The sequence below is a fragment of the Streptosporangium sp. NPDC002721 genome (assembly GCF_042888905.1).
In the GTDB taxonomy this organism is placed as follows: domain Bacteria; phylum Actinomycetota; class Actinomycetes; order Streptosporangiales; family Streptosporangiaceae; genus Streptosporangium.
This window is the reverse complement of the sequence record NZ_JBIAQI010000018.1, coordinates 165,402-186,026: the sequence shown is the minus strand read 5'-3', so window position 1 is coordinate 186,026 and position 20,625 is coordinate 165,402. Positions and strand designations below refer to the sequence as shown.

Here is a 20,625-nt window from a genome sequence, read left to right as displayed (position 1 = left end):
ATTTCGCATCGAACCAACAGCGCCATCATCTCGGACGGGCGTACTCGCCCTACGCCCGTCCGAGATGCGCACCCAAAGGACACTCGATGGCCATCACCTCGTCGACCGCCCGGACCGGGAAGTCGTTCGAGCCACAATACGCGGCTCCGCCTCGGCGAAAGTGGCGGCGTCTCACCCCGTGGCTCTACCTGCTCGTTCCGCTGGCCTTCCTCGTGACCTTCACCTACGTGCCGGTCGCGAACATGATCTCCTACAGTTTCACCGACTGGGACGGATTCAGTCCTGACCAGCAGTACGTGGGGCTGGACAACTACGCCCAGTTGTTCACCAGGCCCGAGCTGTTCCAGGTCTTCTACGTCAGCCTCTTCTACCTTGTGGCCTCGCTGCTGCAGATCGCCCTGGCGCTCTACTTCGCCACGGTGCTGAGTTTCAACATGCGCTTCCGGAACTTCTTCAAGGGAGTGCTGTTCTTCCCCTACCTGCTCAACGGCGTCGCGGTGGCGTTCGTCTTCCTGTACCTCCTGCAGCCCGGCGGAACGCTTGACAGCGTGCTGGCGCTGTTCGGCATCGACAACAAGCTCCTCTGGCTCGGCGACCCGGACATGGTCAACATCTCCCTGTCGGGGGTGTCGGTATGGCGCTTCCTCGGACTGAACTTCGTTCTGTTCCTGGGGGCGATCCAGTCCGTGCCCACCGAGATCCACGAGGCTGCCGAACTGGACGGGGCCACGCGTCCGCAAGTCTTCTGGCACATCATCCTGCCCTCCATCCGCCCCATCATCAGCTTGAGTGTGATCTTGGGAATCACCGGCTCGCTGTCGGTGTTCGAGATCCCCTGGATCATGACGGGGGGCTCGGGGGAGAGCAAGACATTCGTGATCCAGACGATCAAGCTGGCGTTCCAGTTCAACAAGGTGGGCCTGGCGTCGGCGGCGGCGGTCGTGCTGCTCGTCGCGATCCTGCTGGTCACCTGGATTCAGCGCAGGCTGGTTCCCGACGAGGCGCCGGCTGATGCCCGGTGAAAGGACGTTCTGAGATGGCCGTGCCGGCGGTCCGCGCGAACCTGTGGTACCGAACCCCGGCGGCTCGCATGATCGCGACCGCGCTCAAATACCTTTCGCTGGTCGGGGCCTCGGTGGCGGTGGTGCTGCCGCTCCTGACCATGCTCACCACCTCGTTGAAGACGCGGCGGGAGGTGGCGGAGGGGGGAATCCTGTCACTGCCGGGAAACTGGCTCAACTTCGACAACTACGTGACCGCGTTCAACAACGGGAACATGTTGCTGGCCTTCGGCAACACCGCTTTCCTCCTGGCTTTTTCGATCGTCGGAGCCATTCTCATCGGGACGATGGCCGCGTACGCGATCGACCGGTTCGCCTTCCGGCTGCGCGGGCTGGTCATCGCCCTGTTCCTGATCGCGACGCTGGTGCCCGGTGTGACGACTCAGGTCGCCACCTTCAAGGTGATCAACGCGTTCGGGCTGTTCGACACCCGGTGGGGGCCGATCCTGCTGTACATGGGGACGGACATCGTCTCGATCTACATCTTCCTGCAGTTCATCAGGAACATCCCGGTCTCGCTCGACGAGGCGGCCAAGATAGACGGGGCCTCGTCGTTCCGGATCTACCGCACCGTGATCCTGCCGCTGCTCAAGCCGGCGATCGCGACCGTGGTGATCATCAAAGGGATCATGATCTACAACGAGTTCTACATCCCCTTCCTCTACATGCCGTCGGAGGAACTGGGGGTGATCTCGACATCCCTGTTCCGGTTCAAGGGCCCCTTCGGCGCGCAATGGGAGGTCATCTCGGCGGGCGCGGTCCTCGTCATCCTGCCAACACTGATCATCTTCTTGGTCCTGCAACGCTTCATCTACAACGGCTTCACCTCCGGAGCGGTCAAATGACCTAGAACCGGACGCGTGCCGGGCGGCGTTGGCAGGCCCGGGTAATCTCCTCACCAAGCAGTTGTGGCGTACGCGACGATCACGTCGTGGATCGCCGGCATCGGACGAAGGAATCTGGCGCGTGAAGCGACCGACGATCAGCGACATTGCCAAACGCGCGGGTGTTTCGATCGGAGCCGTTTCCTTCGCCCTGAACGGACGCCCCGGCGTGTCATCGGAGACCCGCAGGCGGATCATCGCCATCGCCGACGAGATGGGCTGGCGCCCGAACGCCGCGGCGCGCGGACTGTCGGAGGCGAGGGCGCACACCGTCGGGCTGGTTCTCGCGCGCCCCGCCGACACCTTGGGCATCGAACCGTTCTTCATGAAATTCATCTCCGGCCTGGAGAGTCAGTTGACGCTCTCCAAGACGGCGTTGCTACTCCAGGTCGTCCCCGACCACGCCAGGGCGATCGAAGCCGTGGAGGTCTGGTGGGCCGAGCGGCGCGTCGACGGCCTCATCGTCATGGACCTGTGGTCGGAGGACCGCAGGGTGGCCACGCTGGAGACCATGAAGATCCCAGCGGTACTGGTGGGGCGGCCGCGACCGGATTCGTCCATGCCCGCCGTCTGGAGCGATGACGCCGCCGCCGTAGCCGAGACCGTCGACTACCTGGTCAGTCTGGGCCATACGCGAATCGCGCGCGTCGCCGGGCTGCCCGCCCTGGAGCACACGCGGGTGCGTGGCGAGGCGTTCCGGGCGGCGCTGGCACGTCACGGACTCGAGCCGTCCGCCATCATCGACACCGATTACACATGGAAGGCCGGTGCCGAGGCGACCACGTCCCTCCTGACGAACGGGCGGCGGTGGCCCACGGCCGTCACCTTCGACAACGATGTGATGGCCACCGCCGGGCTGAGCGTGGCGCGCAAGCTCGGTGTGAGCGTGCCGGCGGAGCTGTCGATCGTCGCGGGAGACGACTCGCAACTTTGCGAGATGGTCTATCCGCCGCTGACGGCCCTGTCGCGAGACGTCCAGGCGTACGGCATGAACACCGCCCGCACGCTCCTGGCTCTGCTCGACGGCAGGCAACCGCAGTCCTACCAGGACGCGACGGCCCGGCTACGGATTCGCGGCAGCTCGGCACCCGTCTTCGCGGGGCAGGGCGAAGAACATCCAGTGGCGTGATGATCCGGATCCGATCATCCGGTCTAGCATGGTGATTCCGAGCCGGGATCGATGTCCGCTGGAGGGCCGATGGGGGACCAGGTGACGATGAGCGACATCGCTCGTCGCGCCGGCGTCTCCCGTGCGACGGTGTCCTACGCGCTCAACGGCCGGCCGGGCGTGTCCGAGGAGGTCAGGGAGCGCATCCTGCGCATCGCCACCGAGGTCGATTTCCGGTCCAGCGTCCCGGCCAGAGCCCTGCGCGGAGCCGGTACGCACGCGATCGGCATGACGCTGCGACGGCGCGGAGCCAGGGGCGTCATCGAAGCGGTTCGACGACGCCTGATCAGTGGAATCCAGGGCGAGCTCGCCACTCACGGCTTCGGACTGGTGCTCCAGTTCGTCGACGAAGGCGCACAGGAGATGGAGGTCTACCGCCTGTGGCGCGCCGAGGGGCGCGTGGACGGTGTGATCGTGTGCGATCCGCAGATCGGCGACCCGCGGCCGGACGCGCTCACCGAGATGGAGATGCCGGCCGTGGTGCTCGGGCAACCCGAACACCACGAAGGGCCCCCTCACGTGTGGACCGACCCTGTGCGAGCGAGCGAGGCGGTGATCTCGCATCTCGCGGCGCTCGGGCATCGGCACATCGCCCGGATCGGCGGTCCTGAGACGCGCTCGGACCCCTTCTACGCCATCGAGGCCTTCTCCGCCGCGTGCGACCGCAACGGAATCACGGCATCGATCGTCATGGCCGCGCGGACGGCCCGTGAGGGGGCCCACCCCACCCGCCGCCTGCTCATCACGCGCCCGCGGCCCACGGCCATCGTGTACGACAACGACATCATGGCGGTCGCCGGGCTTGGCGTGGCCAAGGAACTCGGCCTGCGGGTTCCGGCCGATCTGTCGATCCTCGCCTGGGACGACTCGGTTCTCTGCGGGCTCGTCCGGCCGGCCATCACCGCGCTGAGCCGGGATGCCGTTCTCGATGGAGGACGCGCGGTGCAACTCCTTTTGCGCGCCATAGCGGGCGAACGGCCCGCGCATGTCGAGGTGCCGGTACCGCGGCTGGTGGTCCGAGACAGTACGGGCCATCTGGACGAGGTTTCCTGAGCCGTCTCGCGACACCTGGACGACCACCTGACATGGTGGGGAACAGCTCATTGACACCACCATGATTCAAGCCGTACTTTCAAGATGCTTACTCGGTTAAGCGCTGGAGTGTGGAAGGGATCGGGCGAGAGCGGGCGCTCTTCGTGGAAGTCCCCCTACGTGCCTGGGCGAGAGCACGTGAACGCACTCATATGGCCAGTTCGGCCGGGACGGATTCCGTCCACGGCATCCCTTGTCGTGCGCGACACGCATGACCGCCAACGGCGGTACCGGTTCAGTCCACCCTGTCCCGGGGGCGAATCTCGGTGCCCCGGACGGCGCGACCTAATCTTTGAGGAGTCTTCGTGACCACCACCCATCTGCTGAACACTGGCTGGACGCTCACAGCGGTGTCGGACGAGGTCGCCATCGCCGACGTGCCGGCGGTCGTGCCCGGGTGCGTTCATACCGATCTCTTGGCCGCCGGCCTCATCCCCGACCCCTACCTGGACGACAACGAGGTCAGGCTCGCCTGGATCGGTCGCACCACCTGGGCCTACGAGACGATCTTTCAGTGGTCGGCTGACGAGCACGCCAACACCGACCTTGTCTGCGAGGGTCTCGACACGGTGGCCACGCTGCTCCTCAACGGGGTGGAGGTCGCGCGAACCGCCAACCAGCACCGCTCGTACCGGTTCCCGGTGCGTCACCTCCTCGAAGAGGGGGACAACCGCCTCACTGTGATCTTCGATTCCGCCTACGAGTACGCCGAGCGTCTCAGGGAGGCGCTGGGCGACCGGCCGGGAGCGTACAAGGAGCCGTATCAGTTCATCCGCAAGATGGCGAGCAACTTCGGGTGGGACTGGGGCCCGACACTGGTCACCGCGGGAATCTGGAAGCCCATCGCCCTGGAGAGCTGGACGGGGGCGCGCCTCGCGCAGGTGCGGCCGTTGATCACCACGCGGCCGGCCCTGGGCGGCGTGGACGGGCGGGTCGAGGTGCACGTCACGATCGACGGTTGCGTCGACGAGCCGACGACCGTCACCGCCGAGATCGACGGCGTGTCCGCTCACATCGTCCTGGCCGCCGGAGAGCAGGAGGGAGTGCTGTCGCTCGACGTGCCCTCACCCGCCCTGTGGTGGCCTCGTGGCCACGGCCCCCAGGCCCGCTACACGCTGGAGGTGCGGCTGGGCGACCAGGTCTGGACCCGCATGGTCGGCTTCCGGTCCGTCGAGCTGGACGGCGACGCCTTCACCATCGCGGTGAATCAGGCGCCGGTCTTCGTCCGGGGCGTCAACTGGATTCCGGCCGACTGTTTTCCCACGCGGGTGACCCGCGAGCTCCTGGCCGATCGGTTCGGGCAGGCGATCGACGCGAACGTCAACTTGCTGCGCGTGTGGGGGGGAGGCCTCTACGAGAGCGAGGACTTCTACGACTTGGCCGACGAACTGGGCCTGATGGTCTGGCAGGACTTCCCGTTCGCCTGCGCCGCATACCCGGAGGAGGAGCCCATCAGGAGCGAGGTGGAGGCCGAGGCCCGGCAGAACATCGTCCGCCTGAGCCCGCACCCCAGCCTCGTGCTCTGGTGCGGCAACAACGAGAACATCGAGGGCCACGCCGACTGGGGATGGCAGGACGCCCTGGCCGGCCGGTCCTGGGGCGGCGGCTTCTACTTCGACCTGCTCCCGGGTCTCGTCGCCGAACTCGATCCGTCACGTCCGTACTGGCCGGGGTCGCCGTACTCGGGAGCACCGGACCTGCCGCCCAACGACCCGGCCAGGGGCACCATCCACATCTGGGACGTGTGGAACCGCGAGGACTACCTTCACTACGGCACGTTCCGGCCGCGCTTCGTCGCCGAGTTCGGCTTTCAGGGGCCGCCCTCCTACGCCGTCATGCGCCAGGCGATCAGCGGCGAACTCAGCGCGGACGCGTCACTCGTCCTTCACCACCAGAAGGCCGAGGACGGCAACGCCAAGCTGCTGCGAGGCCTGCGCCCGCACCTGCCCGAACCTCGGACGTTCGACGACTGGCACTATCTGACGCAGCTCAACCAGGCGCGCGCCATCACCTACGGCATCGAACACTTCCGAGCGCAGATGCCCGACTGCATGGGCACGATCCTGTGGCAGCTCAACGACTGCTGGCCGGTGACGTCGTGGGCGGTCATCGACAGCGCAGGGCACCGCAAGCCCCTGTGGCATGCCCTGCGGCGGATATACGCCGACCGCCTGCTGACCGTTCGCGACGGTGTCGTGACAGTGATCAACGACAGCCCCGATCCATGGCAGGGCGAGATCACCGCGATCCGCTCCAGGCTGGACGGCGACCTCCTCGCCAAGGAGATCCTGACGCTTTCCGCGGACGCCAGAAGTGTTCAGCGCATCCCCCTTCCCGAAACGGTCTCCGTACCGGACGATCCGGCGACAGAACTGATCACCGCCTCCGTCAGGGAACACCGTGCCTTCGGCTTCTTCGCCGAGGACATCGGGATCGACTGGCCGGCCGCGCGGTACGACACCCGCGTGGACCGGGTCGCCGACGGCTACAGAATTTCCGTGAGCGCCCACACCATCCTCCGCGACCTGGCGATCTTCCCCGACCGCCTCGACCCGCACGCGACGGTGGACGACATGCTGCTGACCCTGCTCCCCGGTGAGGTCGCGCAGATCACCGTCAACACCGACCGAGACCTGGACGTCGCGGCACTGGTCCGCTCGCCCGTGCTGCGCGTCCTGAACGAGGGCCTTCGATGAGCGTGCTGGCCATCGACATCGGTGGCACGAAGTTCGCCGCGGCCGCGGTGGACCCGGCCGGCAGGATCCTCGTGCGCTACGAAGTGCCGCTGGCGGTGGCCGGATCGCCTGACCACGCCCTCCGCGCGGTCATCGACGCGGTCCTCGCCCATGTCCCGGCGAGCGAACTGCACGGCATCGGCATCGGGAGCGCGGGCCCCATCGACATCGACAGCGGAACGGTCAGCCCGGTCAACATCCCCGGATGGCGTGATCACCCCGTGGTCGACGCCGTGACCGCCGTACTGCCCGATCGGCCGGTGCGCCTGGCCGGAGACGCCCAGTGCATGGCCTTGGGAGAGTGGTGGCGCGGAGCCGGCCTGGGCCGACGCTCGGAGACCCTGCTCGGCGTCGTGGTGTCGACCGGCATCGGCGGTGGCTGGGTGTTGAACGGCGTCCCCTACCTCGGGTCCACCGGAAACGCCGGTCACATCGGTCACATCGTCGTCGATCCAGACGGTAATCAATGTCCTTGCGGTTCGTTCGGCTGCGTCGAGACGATCGCGAGCGGCCCGAGCATGACGGCGTGGGCGCGGCGCCGGGGCTGGGACGGGCATGACGCGCATGCCCTTGCCCTGGCCGCGGCGAACGAGCATCCCATCGCGGAGGCCGCCTTCCACCGGGCGGCAGACGCGCTCGCCACCGCGCTCCTCACCTCGGCGGTTCTCATGGACCTTGACCGCGTCGTCATCGGCGGCGGCGTCGCCGCCGCCGGATCGGTTCTGTTCGGCCCTCTCGGCCAGGCGGTCACGGATCGCTCCTGCCTTCCCTACACCCGCCGGCTGCGCATCGGTCCCACCACCTTGGGGCGCGACGCAGGCCTCCTGGGAGCCGCGGCCCTGGTCCTGGCCCCCTCCAGCCCAGCCCCGGTCACCCACCCCCCAACCCCCCAAGGAGCACCCTTATGAGATGGACCCGGTGGCTCGTCGCCGCGATGGTCGTCGCTTCCGGCTTGACGGTGACGGCGCCCACCCCGGCCGCCGCATCCCCGTCGGACTTCGTCGCTCGCCACGGATCGCAGTTCACGCTCAAGGGTGAACCTTTCCGCTATGCGGGCACCAACAACTACTACCTGATGTACCGCTCACCGGCGGAAGTCGACGACGTCTTCGCCAGGGCGAAGGCGGCCAAGCTCTCGGTGATCCGCACCTGGGGTTCGCTCGACATCGGCAACCAGGATGGAAGCGACTCGATCCACCACAAGGAGGACGGCGTCTACTTCCAATACTGGGACGGCGCCAAGCCCGCCTACAACGATGGCGCCGACGGCCTGGAGCACCTGGACTACGTCCTATGGAAAGCGCGCCAGTCGGGAATCAAGCTGATCATCCCCTTCGTCAACAACTGGAGCGCGTTCGGCGGCATCGACCAGTACGTTCGCTGGGCCAAGGGCACCTACCACGACGACTTCTACACCAATCCCACCATCAAGAAGTGGTACGCCGACTGGATCAGCCACCTGCTGAACCGCGTCAACACCATCACCGGGATCAAGTACAAGGACGATCCCACCGTCATGGCCTGGGAACTCGCCAACGAGCCGCGCTGCAAAGGTTCGGGCAACTACCCCACGTCCCCCGCCTGCTCCACCACCACGCTCAACACATGGGTGGCGCAGATGTCCAAGCACGTGAAATCGATCGATCGGCGCCACCTGGTGAGCGTCGGCGACGAGGGCTTCTACTGCAGCGCCTCGGGAACCGACTTCACGGACGACTGCTCCGAAGGCGTGGACACCCTCGCCTTCGCCTCGCTTCCCAGTATCGACTTCATGTCGCTTCACCTGTACCCCGACCACTGGACCAAGGACGCGGCCTGGGGCACCAAGTGGATCACGCGGCACACAACGGATGCGCGCAGGCTGGGCAAACCCGTCGTCCTCGGCGAGTTCGGCCTCCTCGACAAGGCCACCCGCAACCCGGCGTACCGCGCCTGGCTGGATGCCTTCATCCTCGGCGGTGGTGATGGCTTCAACTACTGGATGATCGCCGGAACGCAGGATGACGGCACTCTGTACCCGGACTACGACGGTTTCACCGTCTACTGCCCCAGCCCGGTGTGCCAGACCATCACCAACGCCGGTGCCATGATGGGCGGCAAGCCGCCGATCTTCCAGCCGGTGGCGGACAACGACACCGGCGTCACCACCTTCGACACGCCGGTCACCGTCGGCGTCACGGCGAACGACATCGCCTACCTGGCCAAGATCCGCGACGACAGCATCGATCTCGATCCGGGCCGGCCGGGGCGGCAGAGTTCGCGAGTCACCCCATCGGGCACCTTCTCGGCGGCACCAGGAAAGATCACTTTCACCCCGGCCGCCGGTTTCAGTGGAAAGGCCGACGCGAACTACACGGTCCGTGACACGCTGCTGCGCCTTTCCAACACGGCCATCGTGTCGATCGTCGTGAAACCCGACCCCGGCGCCGCCGTGGTCATCGCCTCGTTCGAGGACGGTGTCCAGGGGTGGGCGTCCGCGAACTGGCAGACCGACGCCGGAACGGTCGCGGCGTCGGACCAGCACGCGACCGACGGCACGGGCAGCCTGCGCATCGACGCCACCGGAGGTGGCTGGTTCGGCGTCACGCTGCCCGAACCGCTGGACCTGTCGGCCAAGGGCAGTGTGAAGTTCGACCTGCGCAGCACGACGACGGGGACCTCGACCAGCGTCGCCTTCCAGACCGGGCCGGACTTCACCTGGTGCCAGTCGACGTGGGGTTACCAGAATCCGGACACCGCCGGCACGGTGGAGGCCGACCTGCTTTCCGGGTTGTCGTGCTCCGCCCAGGATCTGGCCGATATCCGCGGCATCTACCTCTGGGCCGGTTCGGGCACGTTCTACATCGACAACGTACGCGCTGAATGACAACCCCTCGTGCGGACGCCTGAAGCCGGCGTCCGCACGAGGCCTCAAACGACCGGTGACGACGGCACCGGCTTTTGGGGGACCAGAACCGCACCATCGACGAGACGTCTCGACCTCCGAAAGTGCGCCCGCACCGGCGGCGTCTCGTACCCACTCCGTCCACATCACATTCGGTGGCGGATGTGCCACCAGAGATGTTCTCGCATCTCCCGTGGGCCTGCCCAAGCCGCGCTCGGCAGGCACACCTGGGGTGCTTGGCATCGGAGCTCTACGCCACTCACTCGGCCTCCCCTCACGAACACAGGGACATAAGACGATCATGAACGACTCCCGTACCCCCGCCGCCCGCGCGACGGTCGGCACGATCGGCCGTCTGCGTAACCCCGTGAAGAACTACGACTGGGGCTCGCACACGGCCATCGCCACGCTGACCGGACGCCACTCCTCCGCGAAGCTGCCCGAGGCGGAGATGTGGTTCGGCACCCACCCGTCGGGGTCCTCGTCGGTGCTGCGGGGCGGGACCTGGCACTCCCTCGCCGAAACGGTCGCCGCCGACCCGGTGGCCGAGCTGGGCCCGGAGACCGTCGAGCGATTCGGCTCGCGGCTGCCGTACCTGCTGAAGCTGATCGCGGTGGACCTGCCGCTCTCGCTGCAGGTGCACCCCTCGCGCGAGCAGGCCGAAGAGGGCTTCGTCCGGGGCACCTACGTCGATCCGTTCCCCAAGCCCGAGCTGATCTGCGCGCTGACCCCCTTCACCGCGCTGGCCGGGTTCCGGCCGGCCGAGGAGGCCGCCGCGCTCATCGACGGGCTGGGCCTGCCGGCGCTGGAGCCGATCGTCGCCCCGCTGGCGGCCGGTGACCCCTCCGCCGCGCTGCGCGCACTGGTGGAGTGGCCCAAGGAGGGCAGGGCCGAGCTGCTGGACGCGATCGCGCGGGCCGCCTCGGCCGCCGGCGGCCCAGACAACGAGCTGGTCGTCCGCCTGGCGGAGATCCACCCCGAAGACCCCGCGTGCCTGGCCCCGCTGTTCCTGCGGCGCCACGAGCTGCGGCCCGGCGAGGCGCTCTTCCTGGGCGCCGGGGTCCTGCACTGCTACCTGAGCGGGTTCGGCGTGGAGATCATGGGCGGCTCCGACAACGTGCTGCGCGCCGGGCTGACCGGCAAGCCGATGGACGTGGAGGAACTGCTGCGGGTCACCGACCCCTCGGTCCCGGCCCTGCGGATCGAGCCGTCCGGCAACCTCTACCGGACCCCGGCACCCGAGTTCCGCCTCGGTACGGCCGTCCTCGGTCCCGGCCTCACCCTCCAGGGCGGGGTGCCGCGCATCCTGCTGTGCACCGAGGGGGAGATCGCGACCGGCGGGCACACCCTGCGCCCCGGCGAGTCCGCCTTCGTCCCCGGCGCCCATGGGCCCGTCGAGGTGCGCGGCTCGGGAACGGTCTTCTGGGCCGAGCCGGGCACCGACTGACAGATGATGTTCATAGTGACGCTGCGGCGGGTCTGCCCCACCGGCTGGCTGACGTCTCGGCTGTCCTGCCGGCGATTTGTCGACACCCACGGTCTGACGCACCACGCGGCGGTATCGATCCCACTCACTCCGCCCGTGTCACACTCGATGACAGATATGCAGCCAGAGATGTTCTCGCACTCCCCGTAAGCCTGCCCAAGTGGCGCTCAGCAGGCGAACCTCACCGAAACACTCCGTACATCGGGACTAGGCTGAGACCGTGGTAGATGGATCTCGGTCGGCTGACGACGAACTGCTTGACTCGGTCGGTGCGGCGTTCGCACGACTTCGACGGCGTACGCATCTGGTGAAGACCAGGGAACAACAGTTCGACCGCAAGGATCTGTCCCGAAACCTGATCATCAACGTCATCGATGAGGCGGCTGGTGAGATGACGGTCGGCGGTATCGCCGAGCAGCTCGGCTTCGACGCGTCGGTCGCCAGCCGGATCGTCTCGGACATGATCTCCAATGGCTACCTGGAGCGGGCGGCTTCCCAGCACGACGGCCGGCGGACCGTCTTGCGCCTCACCGAGGAGGGTGTCGTCCTGCGCGATCGCTATCGCAGCCAGCACCGGCAGGCGTTTGAGCACATCACCAAGGACTGGCCGACCGGGGAAAGGCTGGAGTTCGCCCGCCTGCTGCTCAAGTACGCCGATGCGACCAGTGCCCTGAGCAGGGACGATGCATCGTGATCGTCGGTTTCGCCCCCGTTCTCAGCATGTTCTCAGCTCGAGTATCTATGCTGTAGGTCATACATGTGCAGTACATCATGCATATGGCCGCGCGGGACTCGCCCGCGCGGCTCGCCTTAGGGGGACCTCATGGCTACCGCCATCACGAATGCGCGGATCTTCGACGGTGAACGCGTGCTGGGCACGGGGACCGTGGTCATCGACGGGACGACGATCCTGGCTGTCGACGCCTCACGCGATCACGGCGCCGGTCCGTCGCGGCCGCTTCCGGAGTGTTCCGAGACCGTCGACGCGCGCGGCATGACGCTACTGCCGGGTTTGTTCGACGCGCATGTGCACACCTCCATCGAGTCTCTGGCGCTGGCTCTGACGTTCGGGGTCACGACGGAGCTGGAGATGCAGGGAGGATCGACCGCCGGTCATCGAGCGGACATCACCGACAACGACGCCGTGGCGGACGTCCGTTCGGCGGGGTTCGGCATCACGCCTCCCGGCGGCCATCCCGAGGAGCTCTTCCCCGAGGGTGAGGGCCCCGGCGACGGCCCCCCCGGCGGCGGCCCCCCTGGTGGCGGCCCCCCTGGTGGCGGGGACGACCAGGGGGATATGGCGGACCTCGTCATGCCGTTCTGCACCACGCCTGAGGAGGCGGTCGCCTTCATCCCGAAACTCATCGCGGGCGGCTCCGACTACATCAAATTCATGATCGACGATGGGACGGTCCTGGGGGAACCGGGGCTGCCGATGCTCGATCAGGCGACCCTCAACGCCGGGGTCGCCGAAGCCCACCGTCTCGGCAAGCTGACCGTCGCGCACACCCTGACCGTCGACGCCACTCGGATGGCGATCGAGGCCGGCATCGACGGTCTCGTGCACCTGTTCATGGACAAGCCCCACACTCCCGAGATCATCGACCTGATCGCGAAGTCCGGCGCGTTCGTCGTACCCTGCGTGGTCCTGGACGCCTCCATGATCGGTATCACCGGCAAGGAATTCTCGGCCGATCCCCGGGTGCGCTCCAGGTTGAGCAAGGAATGGCTCGCCACTTTGAACAGCAGCTTCAACCGCTACCCCAAAGGCAAACTCTCTGACGTCCTGGCCTCGGTCAAAGCCCTGCGGGACGCCGGAGTGGACATCCTCGTCGGCACCGACGCCTCCGTGGCGGTGCCGTACCTTGGCGGGCTCGCTCACGGTGCGAGCGTCCATCACGAACTGCAGATGCTTGTGAAGGCCGGATTGAGTCCCGTCGAGACGCTGTCCGCCGCCACCTCCGTGCCCGCCCGGCGATTCGACCTCCGCGACCGCGGACGCATCGCCGAGGGCCTGCGCGCCGACCTGCTCCTGGTTCAGGGCGACCCCACCACCACCATCTCCGACACCCTGAACATCCAGGCCGTATGGCGCCGCGGCACGCGCGCCAAGCTCTGACCAAGGCCGGTCGAGCAAAAGCGTCCCCACCCGCGGCGCGGCCGTCGAGACCCGGCCGCCCCGCCCGGAGGAGACAGCGATCATTCCCGGAACGCGGATGATCACGCTGAACGAACCGGCCCGCGGGCCGACCCAATTCCCGGCACAAGAACTTCACCGCCATATTCCAGACCGATCCCGGAGGATACTCATGCCCGACCACGACCGACCAGGCTCCGCCCCGGCCGGACCTTCCCCTGAGGCCGGCGCCGGAACACCGGCCGAAGCGACCGCCTCCCCGCGAACGGGCGTTTCACGCCGTGGCGCCTTGACCGCGCTGGGCGTGCTGGGCGCACTGGGCGTCACCGGGTTGACCGGCGGAATCCTCGCCGCTCGCTCCGGCTCCACCGCTCCGGCCGCCGTCGCCTGCGCGCCAACGGGCACCGTCAGCGTTCGCCCCGCCGCCGTGACGCGGAGCATCGCCTTCCCCTGCCACGTGAGGAAACCGACGATGCAGCACATCAACCTCGTGAACGCGAACCCAGCAGGCGATGCTGAAGGCGAACATGGCCGGAATCGCACCCGGCTCACCGCGATGAGCCGCTAGAAACGATTCGCCCGCGCAGCCGGACACGCGAGACACCCTTGCTGCGATATCAGCGAGTGCACCGTGCGTCGCGACGTGGACAGGTTTCGCGAGCTTGGGTATCCGATCCATGCCGTCAAGTCTGACTGAGCACCGCCTTGAGGCCGGCACACCCTGACCCGGGCGATCCTCGGTCTGTGCGAGAGTCTGGGTCTGCCCGCGGTCGCCGAGAAGGTCGAGACCGACGAGCAGCAGGCGTTCCCGCGCGGCATGCGCCGCTCGATAGGCGAGGGCTACCTGTTCAGTCGGCGCTTGTCCGTGCGGAAACTGACGCACTGCGACATGTCGTTCAGTTCTGATGTGTGATCTCCGAGGCGGGTTCCTCCTCCGGACGGTAGCCAAGGCGGCCGCGGGTCGCGACGATCACCACGATCGCCGCCACGGTGCCCGCGAGCAGGGTGACCCGGGACGCCTGCTCGGCGTCGGCGATCGAGGGGAACATGTCCGAGTAGGCGAGCGACATGAAGTTGTTGACGCCGACGTGCAGCAGTATGACGAGCGGCAGGCTCTGGCCGGTCCTGTTGAACACCCAGGTGACGACCACGCTGAAGACGCAGCAGAAGGCGATGAACTCACCGACCCTCATCCACGTGACAGCCGGCCAGCCGCCCCACTCGCTCAGGAAGAGCGGCAGGTGCCACAGGCCCCACAGCGGGCCGAGGATGAAGGTGCCGCCCAGTGGACCGAACCTGCGCTGCATGCGAGGCAGGGCGAAGTCACGCCAGCCGGGCTCTTCCGCCAGACCGGTGGTGACCATCTGGATCAGTAGGCTCGGTAGGTAGGCCACCAGTACGACGACGGGTGGCAGATGGATGTCCCCGCCGGACAGCGCGAGACCGGAGACGATGATGGTGGCGGGAACACCGAGTAGGGTCCCGAGGTACCAGATCCAGCTGACCCGCCACTTCGTCATCCGCCTGGCCCATTGACGGACGCCTTCCCTGCCGTCCGCGACCGCGGTCACGATGAACGCGGCGAGGATGGGGCCGAGGTAGGCCCCGGGGAGAACCCCGAGGAGCTGCGAGGAGAACGTGAAATCCCAGACCCCCAGGCCGGTCGCCGAAAGGATGTAGGGAACCCAGGCGATCCAGCTCATCAGGTTGGCCAGCACGAAGAAACTGATCAGCGGACTACGACGGATGAGGCCTCGAAGCCCGGTCTGGCTCGGATATCGCTCGACATCCGGCCGGCTGTTGACTGCCATTTCACCTTCTCCTCTGGGGAACTCGACTGACAGTGATGAGCACACCAGGCACGGACCCCCCAGTCATTCCCGCGTACACCCGAATGGGAGTACAGCCAGAGAGCTGTTCAGAGTTCGGATCATGTGGTTGAGGTGGGGAGCTTCGACCATATGATCGAGCCTCAGGGGCGGAGTCCGGCCTTGTGGCTTTCCGGGGCTTGGTCATAGCGGGTAGCCAGACCACGCCAGGTCTTAATCTTTTGGAAACAGCGTTCGACGGTGTCGCGCCGCCGGTAGCGCTCCGGATCGAAGACGACGGGCCGCCCGTTGAACCAGCCACAACCGGTCCGCGCGCGTCGGGCTGGGAATGCCGTCGTCGGCCCGCGGCAAGGACTACGGCACTGACGTGGTTGCGGTGCTGTGCAACTACGGTCTCGTCGTACGCGGTCTGCAGCGGCTGCAGACTGAAGCGCTGTCGGACGACGCCGCGGCGCCGCGCTCCGTCGAGCGGAACGGTTTTGTCCGCGCGGGCGTTCTGCGCTCCTCGGCCTGCGTGATGGGCGAACTCCCGGACGAGGTGCCGCTCGGATTCCTCGTCCAGCACCGGAAGCTGGACTCGTGGGCTGGACTGCCGCCCGGTGGTCAAAGGAGAGTCGCGGTGCCCTCCCGTCCGGCTACCGGCCGCCGCACAGGGCGTGGTCGACCAGATCCAGGGTGACGTCCTTCCTCGGATACGGGATGCCCGGATCGGGTTTCAGCGAGTCGGTGTTGATCGACACAACCACGCTGCGGGAACCGTCGTGGTTGACGCCGTTGCGGGTCATGAAGCCGAAGATGTCGCCACCGTGGGACCAGTGACCGCCGCAGGAGTTCGGGATGAGCATGATGCCCAGCCCGTAGCGGGCGCCTGGAAGGAATCCCTGGAAGGCCTTGCTGGTGGGTATGGTCTTCTTCATCTCGGCCAGCTGGGCCGGCTTCAGCACCCGGCCGCTCAGCAGTGCCCGCAGGAACCGGTTCGCGTCGTCCGTGGTGCTGATCATCGCGCCGGCCGCGCCGGCGAGGGATGGATTGAACCTGGTCACGTCGAGGAACTCGCCGTACTTGGGATCCTCCTGTGAGGCGCCTTCTCCCGGGAAGCGTTCGTACCCGACGGCGTGCGGCTGGGGGATGGCCGGGCTGGTCTTCGGTATGGAGGTGCCGCGCAGGCGCAGCGGCCGGATGATGCGGTCGCGCACCTCTTCCTGCCAGGTGTTCCCGGTGACCCGGGAGATGATCATTCCGAGCAGTATGTAGTTGGTGTTCGAGTATTCCCACTGTCCCTTGGACAGGTCCCGCGGCGGGAGGGTCATCGCCAGCCGGACGAGTTGCCTCTCCGTCAGCGTCTTGTACCGGTCCCGCTCGAACACTTCCTGGCTCATGATCATTGGTAGCTTGCCCGTGTAGTCGGGCACCGGGCTGGTGTGTTGCAGCAGTTGCCGCACGGTGACGGTGCGGCCGTCGTTGCCGTTACCGGTCAGCAGTCCGGGAAGCCACCGGTGCACGGTGTCGTCGAGCGACAGCCGGCGTTCGCCGACCAGTTGCAGCACGGTCGCCGAGACGTACGTCTTCGTGAAGCTGCCGACGCGGAACTTCGCGTCCCACGGCACGGGTGTCCGCTTGGCCGTGTCGCCGAGCCCGCTGCGCACCGTGATGTCGCCGCGTGCCCGGTCGAGGCCGACCAGCACGCCCGGCGCGCCGTACTTCAGCAGTCTGTCGGCGTCGTGCTGCAAGGTGGACCGGAGGTCGTGGCGGGGGCTTGCGCCGGCGTCGGCGGTGCCGACCCCGAGCGCCATCCCGCCCGCCAGGACGATGGCGGTGCATGTGGTCGCCCTGATTCGTCGTTTTGTCACGCCGCTGAACCTACGGATCACATCGGCGCGGGTCGTCACCCGACGACGGCAACTTCGGCTACCCCTCCGGGGGTAACCACGAGTACCCCGATCGGCCGGTTACGGGCCGGTGATCGGCGGATATCGTGGGACCGGTGCGGACAATGCTGCGATCCATCCTGGTGGACGTGCTGTTGGCCGTCGCGTTCACCGGGCTGACCATGGTGACACTCAACGAACAGCACGGCGGCCAAATTCCGTGGGCCGAGGGTGTCGTCGCCGTACTCACCGTCGTGCCCATCGCAATGCGGCAGCGGGCACCTGTGCTCACCATGGCGGTGATCGTCGGCGCGCTCACCGCATACGCGTTGCTCGGTTACGGCGACTTCCCCAATGGTGGCGTCGGCATCCTGGTCGGCATGTTCACTGTCGCCATGCTGCGCCCACCCGGCGTCGCGGCCGTGATGTTCCTGGCGACGATCGCCACGACGATGATCGCCTACTTCACCGGTGACGCGCCCGCCGGTGCCGCCGCCTGGTCGCAGGTCGTCCAGGTGGGCCTCATCATGGCGGGCGTCTGGGCACTGGGCGACAGCACGAAGAACTGGGCGCTGCGGGCCGAGCGGCTGGCGGCGCAGGCGGCGCGCGCGGCCGCCGACGAACGTGTGAGCATCGCCCGGGAATTGCACGACATCGTCTCGCACCACATGTCGGTCGTCTCATTGCAGTCGGGACTGGCGGAGTACGTGCTGGACAGCGACCCGGGCACGGCGCGAACGGCGATCGTCACCGCAGGCGAGGCCAGCCGAGAGGCGCTGCTGGACATGCGTCGCCTGCTCGACGTGCTGCGGATCGAACCCGGCGACGAGCTGGACGTGGCGGCCGACACCGAATCCGTCTCAGGTTCCGGGTACCGTCCACAACCGGGGCTCGCCCAACTGGAGGAACTGGTGAACCGTACGCGTAACGCCGGAGTCGAGGTCGATCTGTCGGTGACCGGCCGTCGGCTCCCGCTTCCACCAGGGCTGGATCTGTGCGCCTACCGGGTCGTGCAGGAGTCGTTGACCAACATCCTCAAACATGCCGGCCCGGCCTGCGCACGGGTCGAGGTCGACTACGGTCCGCACACTCTCATGGTCCGGATCAGCGACGACGGGAACGGAGGGAACCGCGTCCACGCATCGCCGGCGTCACACGGCATCCGAGGCATGCGTGAGCGCGCGGAACTCTACGGTGGCATGTTCAGCGCCGGACCCGCGAAGGAGGGCGGCTTCACCGTGACCCTGCGCCTGCCGCTCGACGCGGCGCGATGACCGTCCACGTTCTCGTCGCCGACGACCAGGCCCTGATCCGGGCCGGCCTCGTCGCCCTACTTCGAGCCGCACCCGGAATAGAGGTTGTCGGGGAGGCCGGCGACGGCGCAGAGGCCGTGGCCCTCGCCGCCGAGACCAGGCCGGACCTCGTGCTGATGGACATCCGGATGCCGGTGATGGACGGCATCGCGGCCACCCGCCGCATCCTCGCCGACGATGGCGAACACCACCCTCGCGTCGTCGTCCTCACCACCTTCGATCTCGATGAGTACGTGTACACCGCGCTCGGCGCCGGGGCCTCCGGCTTCCTGCTCAAGGACACGCCGCCACAGCGGATCATCGCGGCCGTGAACACCGTCGCGGCCGGCGACATCCTCATCGCGCCGCGAATCACGCACCGGCTCATCGAGGCGTACGCCAAACTGCACCGGGCTACGAGCGCCTACGGGAGGCTGGGCGATCTGACCCCGCGCGAGACGGAAGTGTTGCGCATGGTCGGCACCGGCCTGAGCAATGCTGACATCGCCGACCGCCTGGTGCTCAGCGAAGCGACGATCAAAACTCATGTCAAACGGACGATGAGCAAGCTCGGCCTCAACAGCCGGGCCCAGGCCGTGGTGGTGGCATACGAGACCGGCCTGGTCGTGCCGTCATCGGCGAACACCGGCCCTGATCGCCCACCCGATCGGCATCGCTGACCGCCGGCCGGGCTCGAAGCCTGGTCGACGACGCATTGGGGCTGGTACTGCTCGCCTGGCCACGCCTGCCATGGAGAGATTGACGGACAGGCCAGTGCTAGAGCCGCCGCCCACTCCGGCAGGGATGCCACTGATGGCATCCACGGCCGGACACATCGATGCCGCCGGTGATTGCGCGCCACGCCAGCCGAACCGCTGAAACCGTCGGCCCCGCCGCCGCCATGGAGGTCGGCCTGCTGTCCGGGCTATCAGGCACGACCGAGGGCCTCAACAATGTCTGAATTTCTTTCATTCACCTGGGTCGGCCCTGGGAGTATGCGTTAGGGGCAATATCCCAGCCGGGTAAGTTCACGATGTGAGGCACTGTCATCCCCGGCGTACACCCACCGAGAAAGACGTGGGCGACTTCGGCGGCTCATCCGAGAGGTCCTCGCCTTCGGATCCCTCAACGTCCCAGAAAGTGCTCGGAATAACCGGTTGAAGGCCGCTTTCCGAAGAGAGAGCTTAAGTAAGCACCTCCATGAGCCGCGCCGTATCAGAGCCGTTCCATGGCGCGATAGAAACGAGATGTCGAACTACAAAAGATCTTAATTAGTTTACTGGTTAAGTTTCGCTCACAGGCGTCGGAGGCGCTATCGTCCGATGTCGCTGAACATGTCGGTTAAGGCCTGCGCCTGTTGGGATCACGCGGTAGGTCGTGGTCGACGGCAGGTATCGCGCCTGTGACTGCGCCCATGAGAGGCAGGTCACCTGCCTGAGTCGAACGATCGAGATGCTGAGAGTGGAGCAGGGCGATGGCCGGTCATCGTGAGCAGCCGACGATTGGTGGCGGAGAGGTCGCGGCGGGTGTCGAAGGAACTGGCATCGCACCCCGACCACCTCAACGCTCTGGTGGAGTCACGCGGCTGACCGGTCGTTGCGGCGAGAGGACGGTACCCCTGAATGGGCCAGGGGTACCGTCCTCAACGGTGTCGGCCTCGAGATCGCGTCCTGTTAGATCGGCTGGACCTGGACCCAGAAGCGGGTGTCGTTGCTGAGGTTCGACGAGCTCTTGCTGATCTGGTCGCGGATCCAGTAGATGGCCGCCTTGTAGCCGTTGATGTCAGAGGTGTTGGGGTTGTTGAGCCCGGTCTCCCCGTTGCGGTGTCCGGCGAACCAGGTGTTGATGCCGTAGTGACTCTGGCTCTGGTGCAGGCAGGAGATGTCGGCGCTGAGGTTGCTGTTGAGCGCCGCGCCGTTGTTCCAGCTGCTACTGCCCTGCCCCTTGAACCTGCTGCACGCTGTACGCAGCATCAGCCAGTTCTGCTTGAAGATGCCGAAGTTGGCGGCGTCGTAGGACTTGTTGTCGCCATAGGCGTAGTTGGTCGACATGTTGTCGGTCTCCAGCATGGCGACGGCCAGGTCGAGCGTATTGCCGCCGGCGTTGAGGACCTGCTGCTTTCGATTACCGAGCCCGCTGACGCTGTAGGAGCCGCACGACATCCCGGAAGGGCAGCTCAGGCTGCCGCT

General features: G+C 66.9%; 16 protein-coding genes. 13 read left to right on the top strand and 3 right to left on the bottom strand.

Annotated elements, in window-relative coordinates:
- Positions 1-86 precede the first annotated feature (86 nt).
- From ACFYWM_RS26030 to ACFYWM_RS25980, 11 genes are all read left to right on the top strand, one after another.
- Positions 87-1,022, top strand: a complete 936-nt coding sequence (locus ACFYWM_RS26030; protein ID WP_389918235.1) for a carbohydrate ABC transporter permease — start codon at positions 87-89, stop codon at positions 1,020-1,022.
- Between the two features lie 14 nt (positions 1,023-1,036).
- Complete coding sequence (locus tag ACFYWM_RS26025) at positions 1,037-1,906, top strand: carbohydrate ABC transporter permease (protein ID WP_389918234.1); 870 nt, start codon at positions 1,037-1,039, stop codon at positions 1,904-1,906.
- A gap of 121 nt (positions 1,907-2,027) precedes the next feature.
- Positions 2,028-3,074 carry a LacI family DNA-binding transcriptional regulator gene (locus ACFYWM_RS26020; protein ID WP_389918232.1) on the top strand — a complete coding sequence of 349 codons (1,047 nt, stop codon included), beginning with the start codon at positions 2,028-2,030 and terminating at the stop codon, positions 3,072-3,074.
- A gap of 69 nt (positions 3,075-3,143) precedes the next feature.
- Complete coding sequence (locus ACFYWM_RS26015) at positions 3,144-4,166, top strand: LacI family DNA-binding transcriptional regulator (protein ID WP_389918230.1); 1,023 nt, start codon at positions 3,144-3,146, stop codon at positions 4,164-4,166.
- A 344-nt stretch (positions 4,167-4,510) separates the two neighbouring features.
- The gene (locus ACFYWM_RS26010) at positions 4,511-6,901 is read left to right on the top strand and encodes a glycoside hydrolase family 2 protein (RefSeq protein ID WP_389918229.1); all 2,391 of its coding nucleotides are present in this window, start codon (positions 4,511-4,513) and stop codon (positions 6,899-6,901) included.
- Positions 6,898-7,848, top strand: coding sequence for an ROK family protein (locus ACFYWM_RS26005; RefSeq protein WP_389918227.1), 951 nt, complete (start codon positions 6,898-6,900; stop codon positions 7,846-7,848). The genes ACFYWM_RS26010 and ACFYWM_RS26005 overlap by 4 nt, the downstream gene beginning before the upstream one ends.
- The gene (locus ACFYWM_RS26000) at positions 7,845-9,806 is read left to right on the top strand and encodes a cellulase family glycosylhydrolase (RefSeq protein WP_389918225.1); all 1,962 of its coding nucleotides are present in this window, start codon (positions 7,845-7,847) and stop codon (positions 9,804-9,806) included. The genes ACFYWM_RS26005 and ACFYWM_RS26000 overlap by 4 nt, the downstream gene beginning before the upstream one ends.
- Positions 9,807-10,125: 319 nt before the next feature.
- Entirely contained in the window at positions 10,126-11,271 is a 1,146-nt protein-coding gene (gene manA / locus ACFYWM_RS25995) for a mannose-6-phosphate isomerase, class I (protein ID WP_389918223.1), read from the top strand.
- Between the two features lie 259 nt (positions 11,272-11,530).
- Positions 11,531-12,004, top strand: coding sequence for a MarR family winged helix-turn-helix transcriptional regulator (locus tag ACFYWM_RS25990; protein ID WP_389918221.1), 474 nt, complete (start codon positions 11,531-11,533; stop codon positions 12,002-12,004).
- Positions 12,005-12,196: 192 nt separating this feature from the next.
- Positions 12,197-13,429, top strand: coding sequence for an amidohydrolase family protein (locus ACFYWM_RS25985; protein ID WP_389918219.1), 1,233 nt, complete (start codon positions 12,197-12,199; stop codon positions 13,427-13,429).
- A gap of 307 nt (positions 13,430-13,736) precedes the next feature.
- Positions 13,737-14,015 (top strand): hypothetical protein, encoded by a 279-nt coding sequence (locus tag ACFYWM_RS25980; protein ID WP_389918218.1) that lies wholly within the window; start codon positions 13,737-13,739, stop codon positions 14,013-14,015.
- A gap of 328 nt (positions 14,016-14,343) precedes the next feature.
- On the opposite strand, the gene ACFYWM_RS25975 is transcribed toward ACFYWM_RS25980, so the two are convergent.
- Positions 14,344-15,258, bottom strand: a complete 915-nt coding sequence (locus ACFYWM_RS25975; protein WP_389918216.1) for a CPBP family intramembrane glutamic endopeptidase — start codon at positions 15,256-15,258, stop codon at positions 14,344-14,346.
- Positions 15,259-15,911: 653 nt separating this feature from the next.
- Entirely contained in the window at positions 15,912-17,126 is a 1,215-nt protein-coding gene (locus ACFYWM_RS25970; protein ID WP_389918214.1) for a serine hydrolase domain-containing protein, read from the bottom strand.
- Between the two features lie 143 nt (positions 17,127-17,269).
- Here ACFYWM_RS25970 and ACFYWM_RS25965 point away from each other — a divergent pair, with 143 nt between their 5' ends.
- Together ACFYWM_RS25965 and ACFYWM_RS25960 are read left to right on the top strand one after the other, a co-directional pair.
- Positions 17,270-18,418, top strand: a complete 1,149-nt coding sequence (locus tag ACFYWM_RS25965; protein WP_389918357.1) for a sensor histidine kinase — start codon at positions 17,270-17,272, stop codon at positions 18,416-18,418.
- Positions 18,415-19,116 (top strand): response regulator, encoded by a 702-nt coding sequence (locus ACFYWM_RS25960; protein WP_389918213.1) that lies wholly within the window; start codon positions 18,415-18,417, stop codon positions 19,114-19,116. The genes ACFYWM_RS25965 and ACFYWM_RS25960 overlap by 4 nt, the downstream gene beginning before the upstream one ends.
- A 993-nt stretch (positions 19,117-20,109) precedes the next feature.
- Here ACFYWM_RS25960 and ACFYWM_RS25955 read toward each other — a convergent pair.
- The coding region (locus ACFYWM_RS25955; RefSeq protein WP_389918211.1) for a hypothetical protein at positions 20,110-20,625 on the bottom strand (516 nt) is incomplete at its 5' end.

Excerpts from the sequence above, each read along its gene's own strand:
- manA (WP_389918223.1), top strand. The coding sequence starts at position 10,126 with ATGAACGACTCCCGTACCCCCGCCGCCCGCGCGACGGTCGGCACGATC.
- ACFYWM_RS26015 (WP_389918230.1), top strand. The coding sequence starts at position 3,144 with ATGGGGGACCAGGTGACGATGAGCGACATCGCTCGTCGCGCCGGCGTC.
- ACFYWM_RS25965 (WP_389918357.1), top strand. The coding sequence starts at position 17,270 with ATGCTGCGATCCATCCTGGTGGACGTGCTGTTGGCCGTCGCGTTCACC.
- ACFYWM_RS25975 (WP_389918216.1), bottom strand. The coding sequence starts at position 15,258 with ATGGCAGTCAACAGCCGGCCGGATGTCGAGCGATATCCGAGCCAGACC.
- ACFYWM_RS26005 (WP_389918227.1), top strand. The coding sequence starts at position 6,898 with ATGAGCGTGCTGGCCATCGACATCGGTGGCACGAAGTTCGCCGCGGCC.
- ACFYWM_RS25960 (WP_389918213.1), top strand. The coding sequence starts at position 18,415 with ATGACCGTCCACGTTCTCGTCGCCGACGACCAGGCCCTGATCCGGGCC.
- ACFYWM_RS26000 (WP_389918225.1), top strand. The coding sequence starts at position 7,845 with ATGAGATGGACCCGGTGGCTCGTCGCCGCGATGGTCGTCGCTTCCGGC.
- ACFYWM_RS26025 (WP_389918234.1), top strand. The coding sequence starts at position 1,037 with ATGGCCGTGCCGGCGGTCCGCGCGAACCTGTGGTACCGAACCCCGGCG.
- ACFYWM_RS26030 (WP_389918235.1), top strand. The coding sequence starts at position 87 with ATGGCCATCACCTCGTCGACCGCCCGGACCGGGAAGTCGTTCGAGCCA.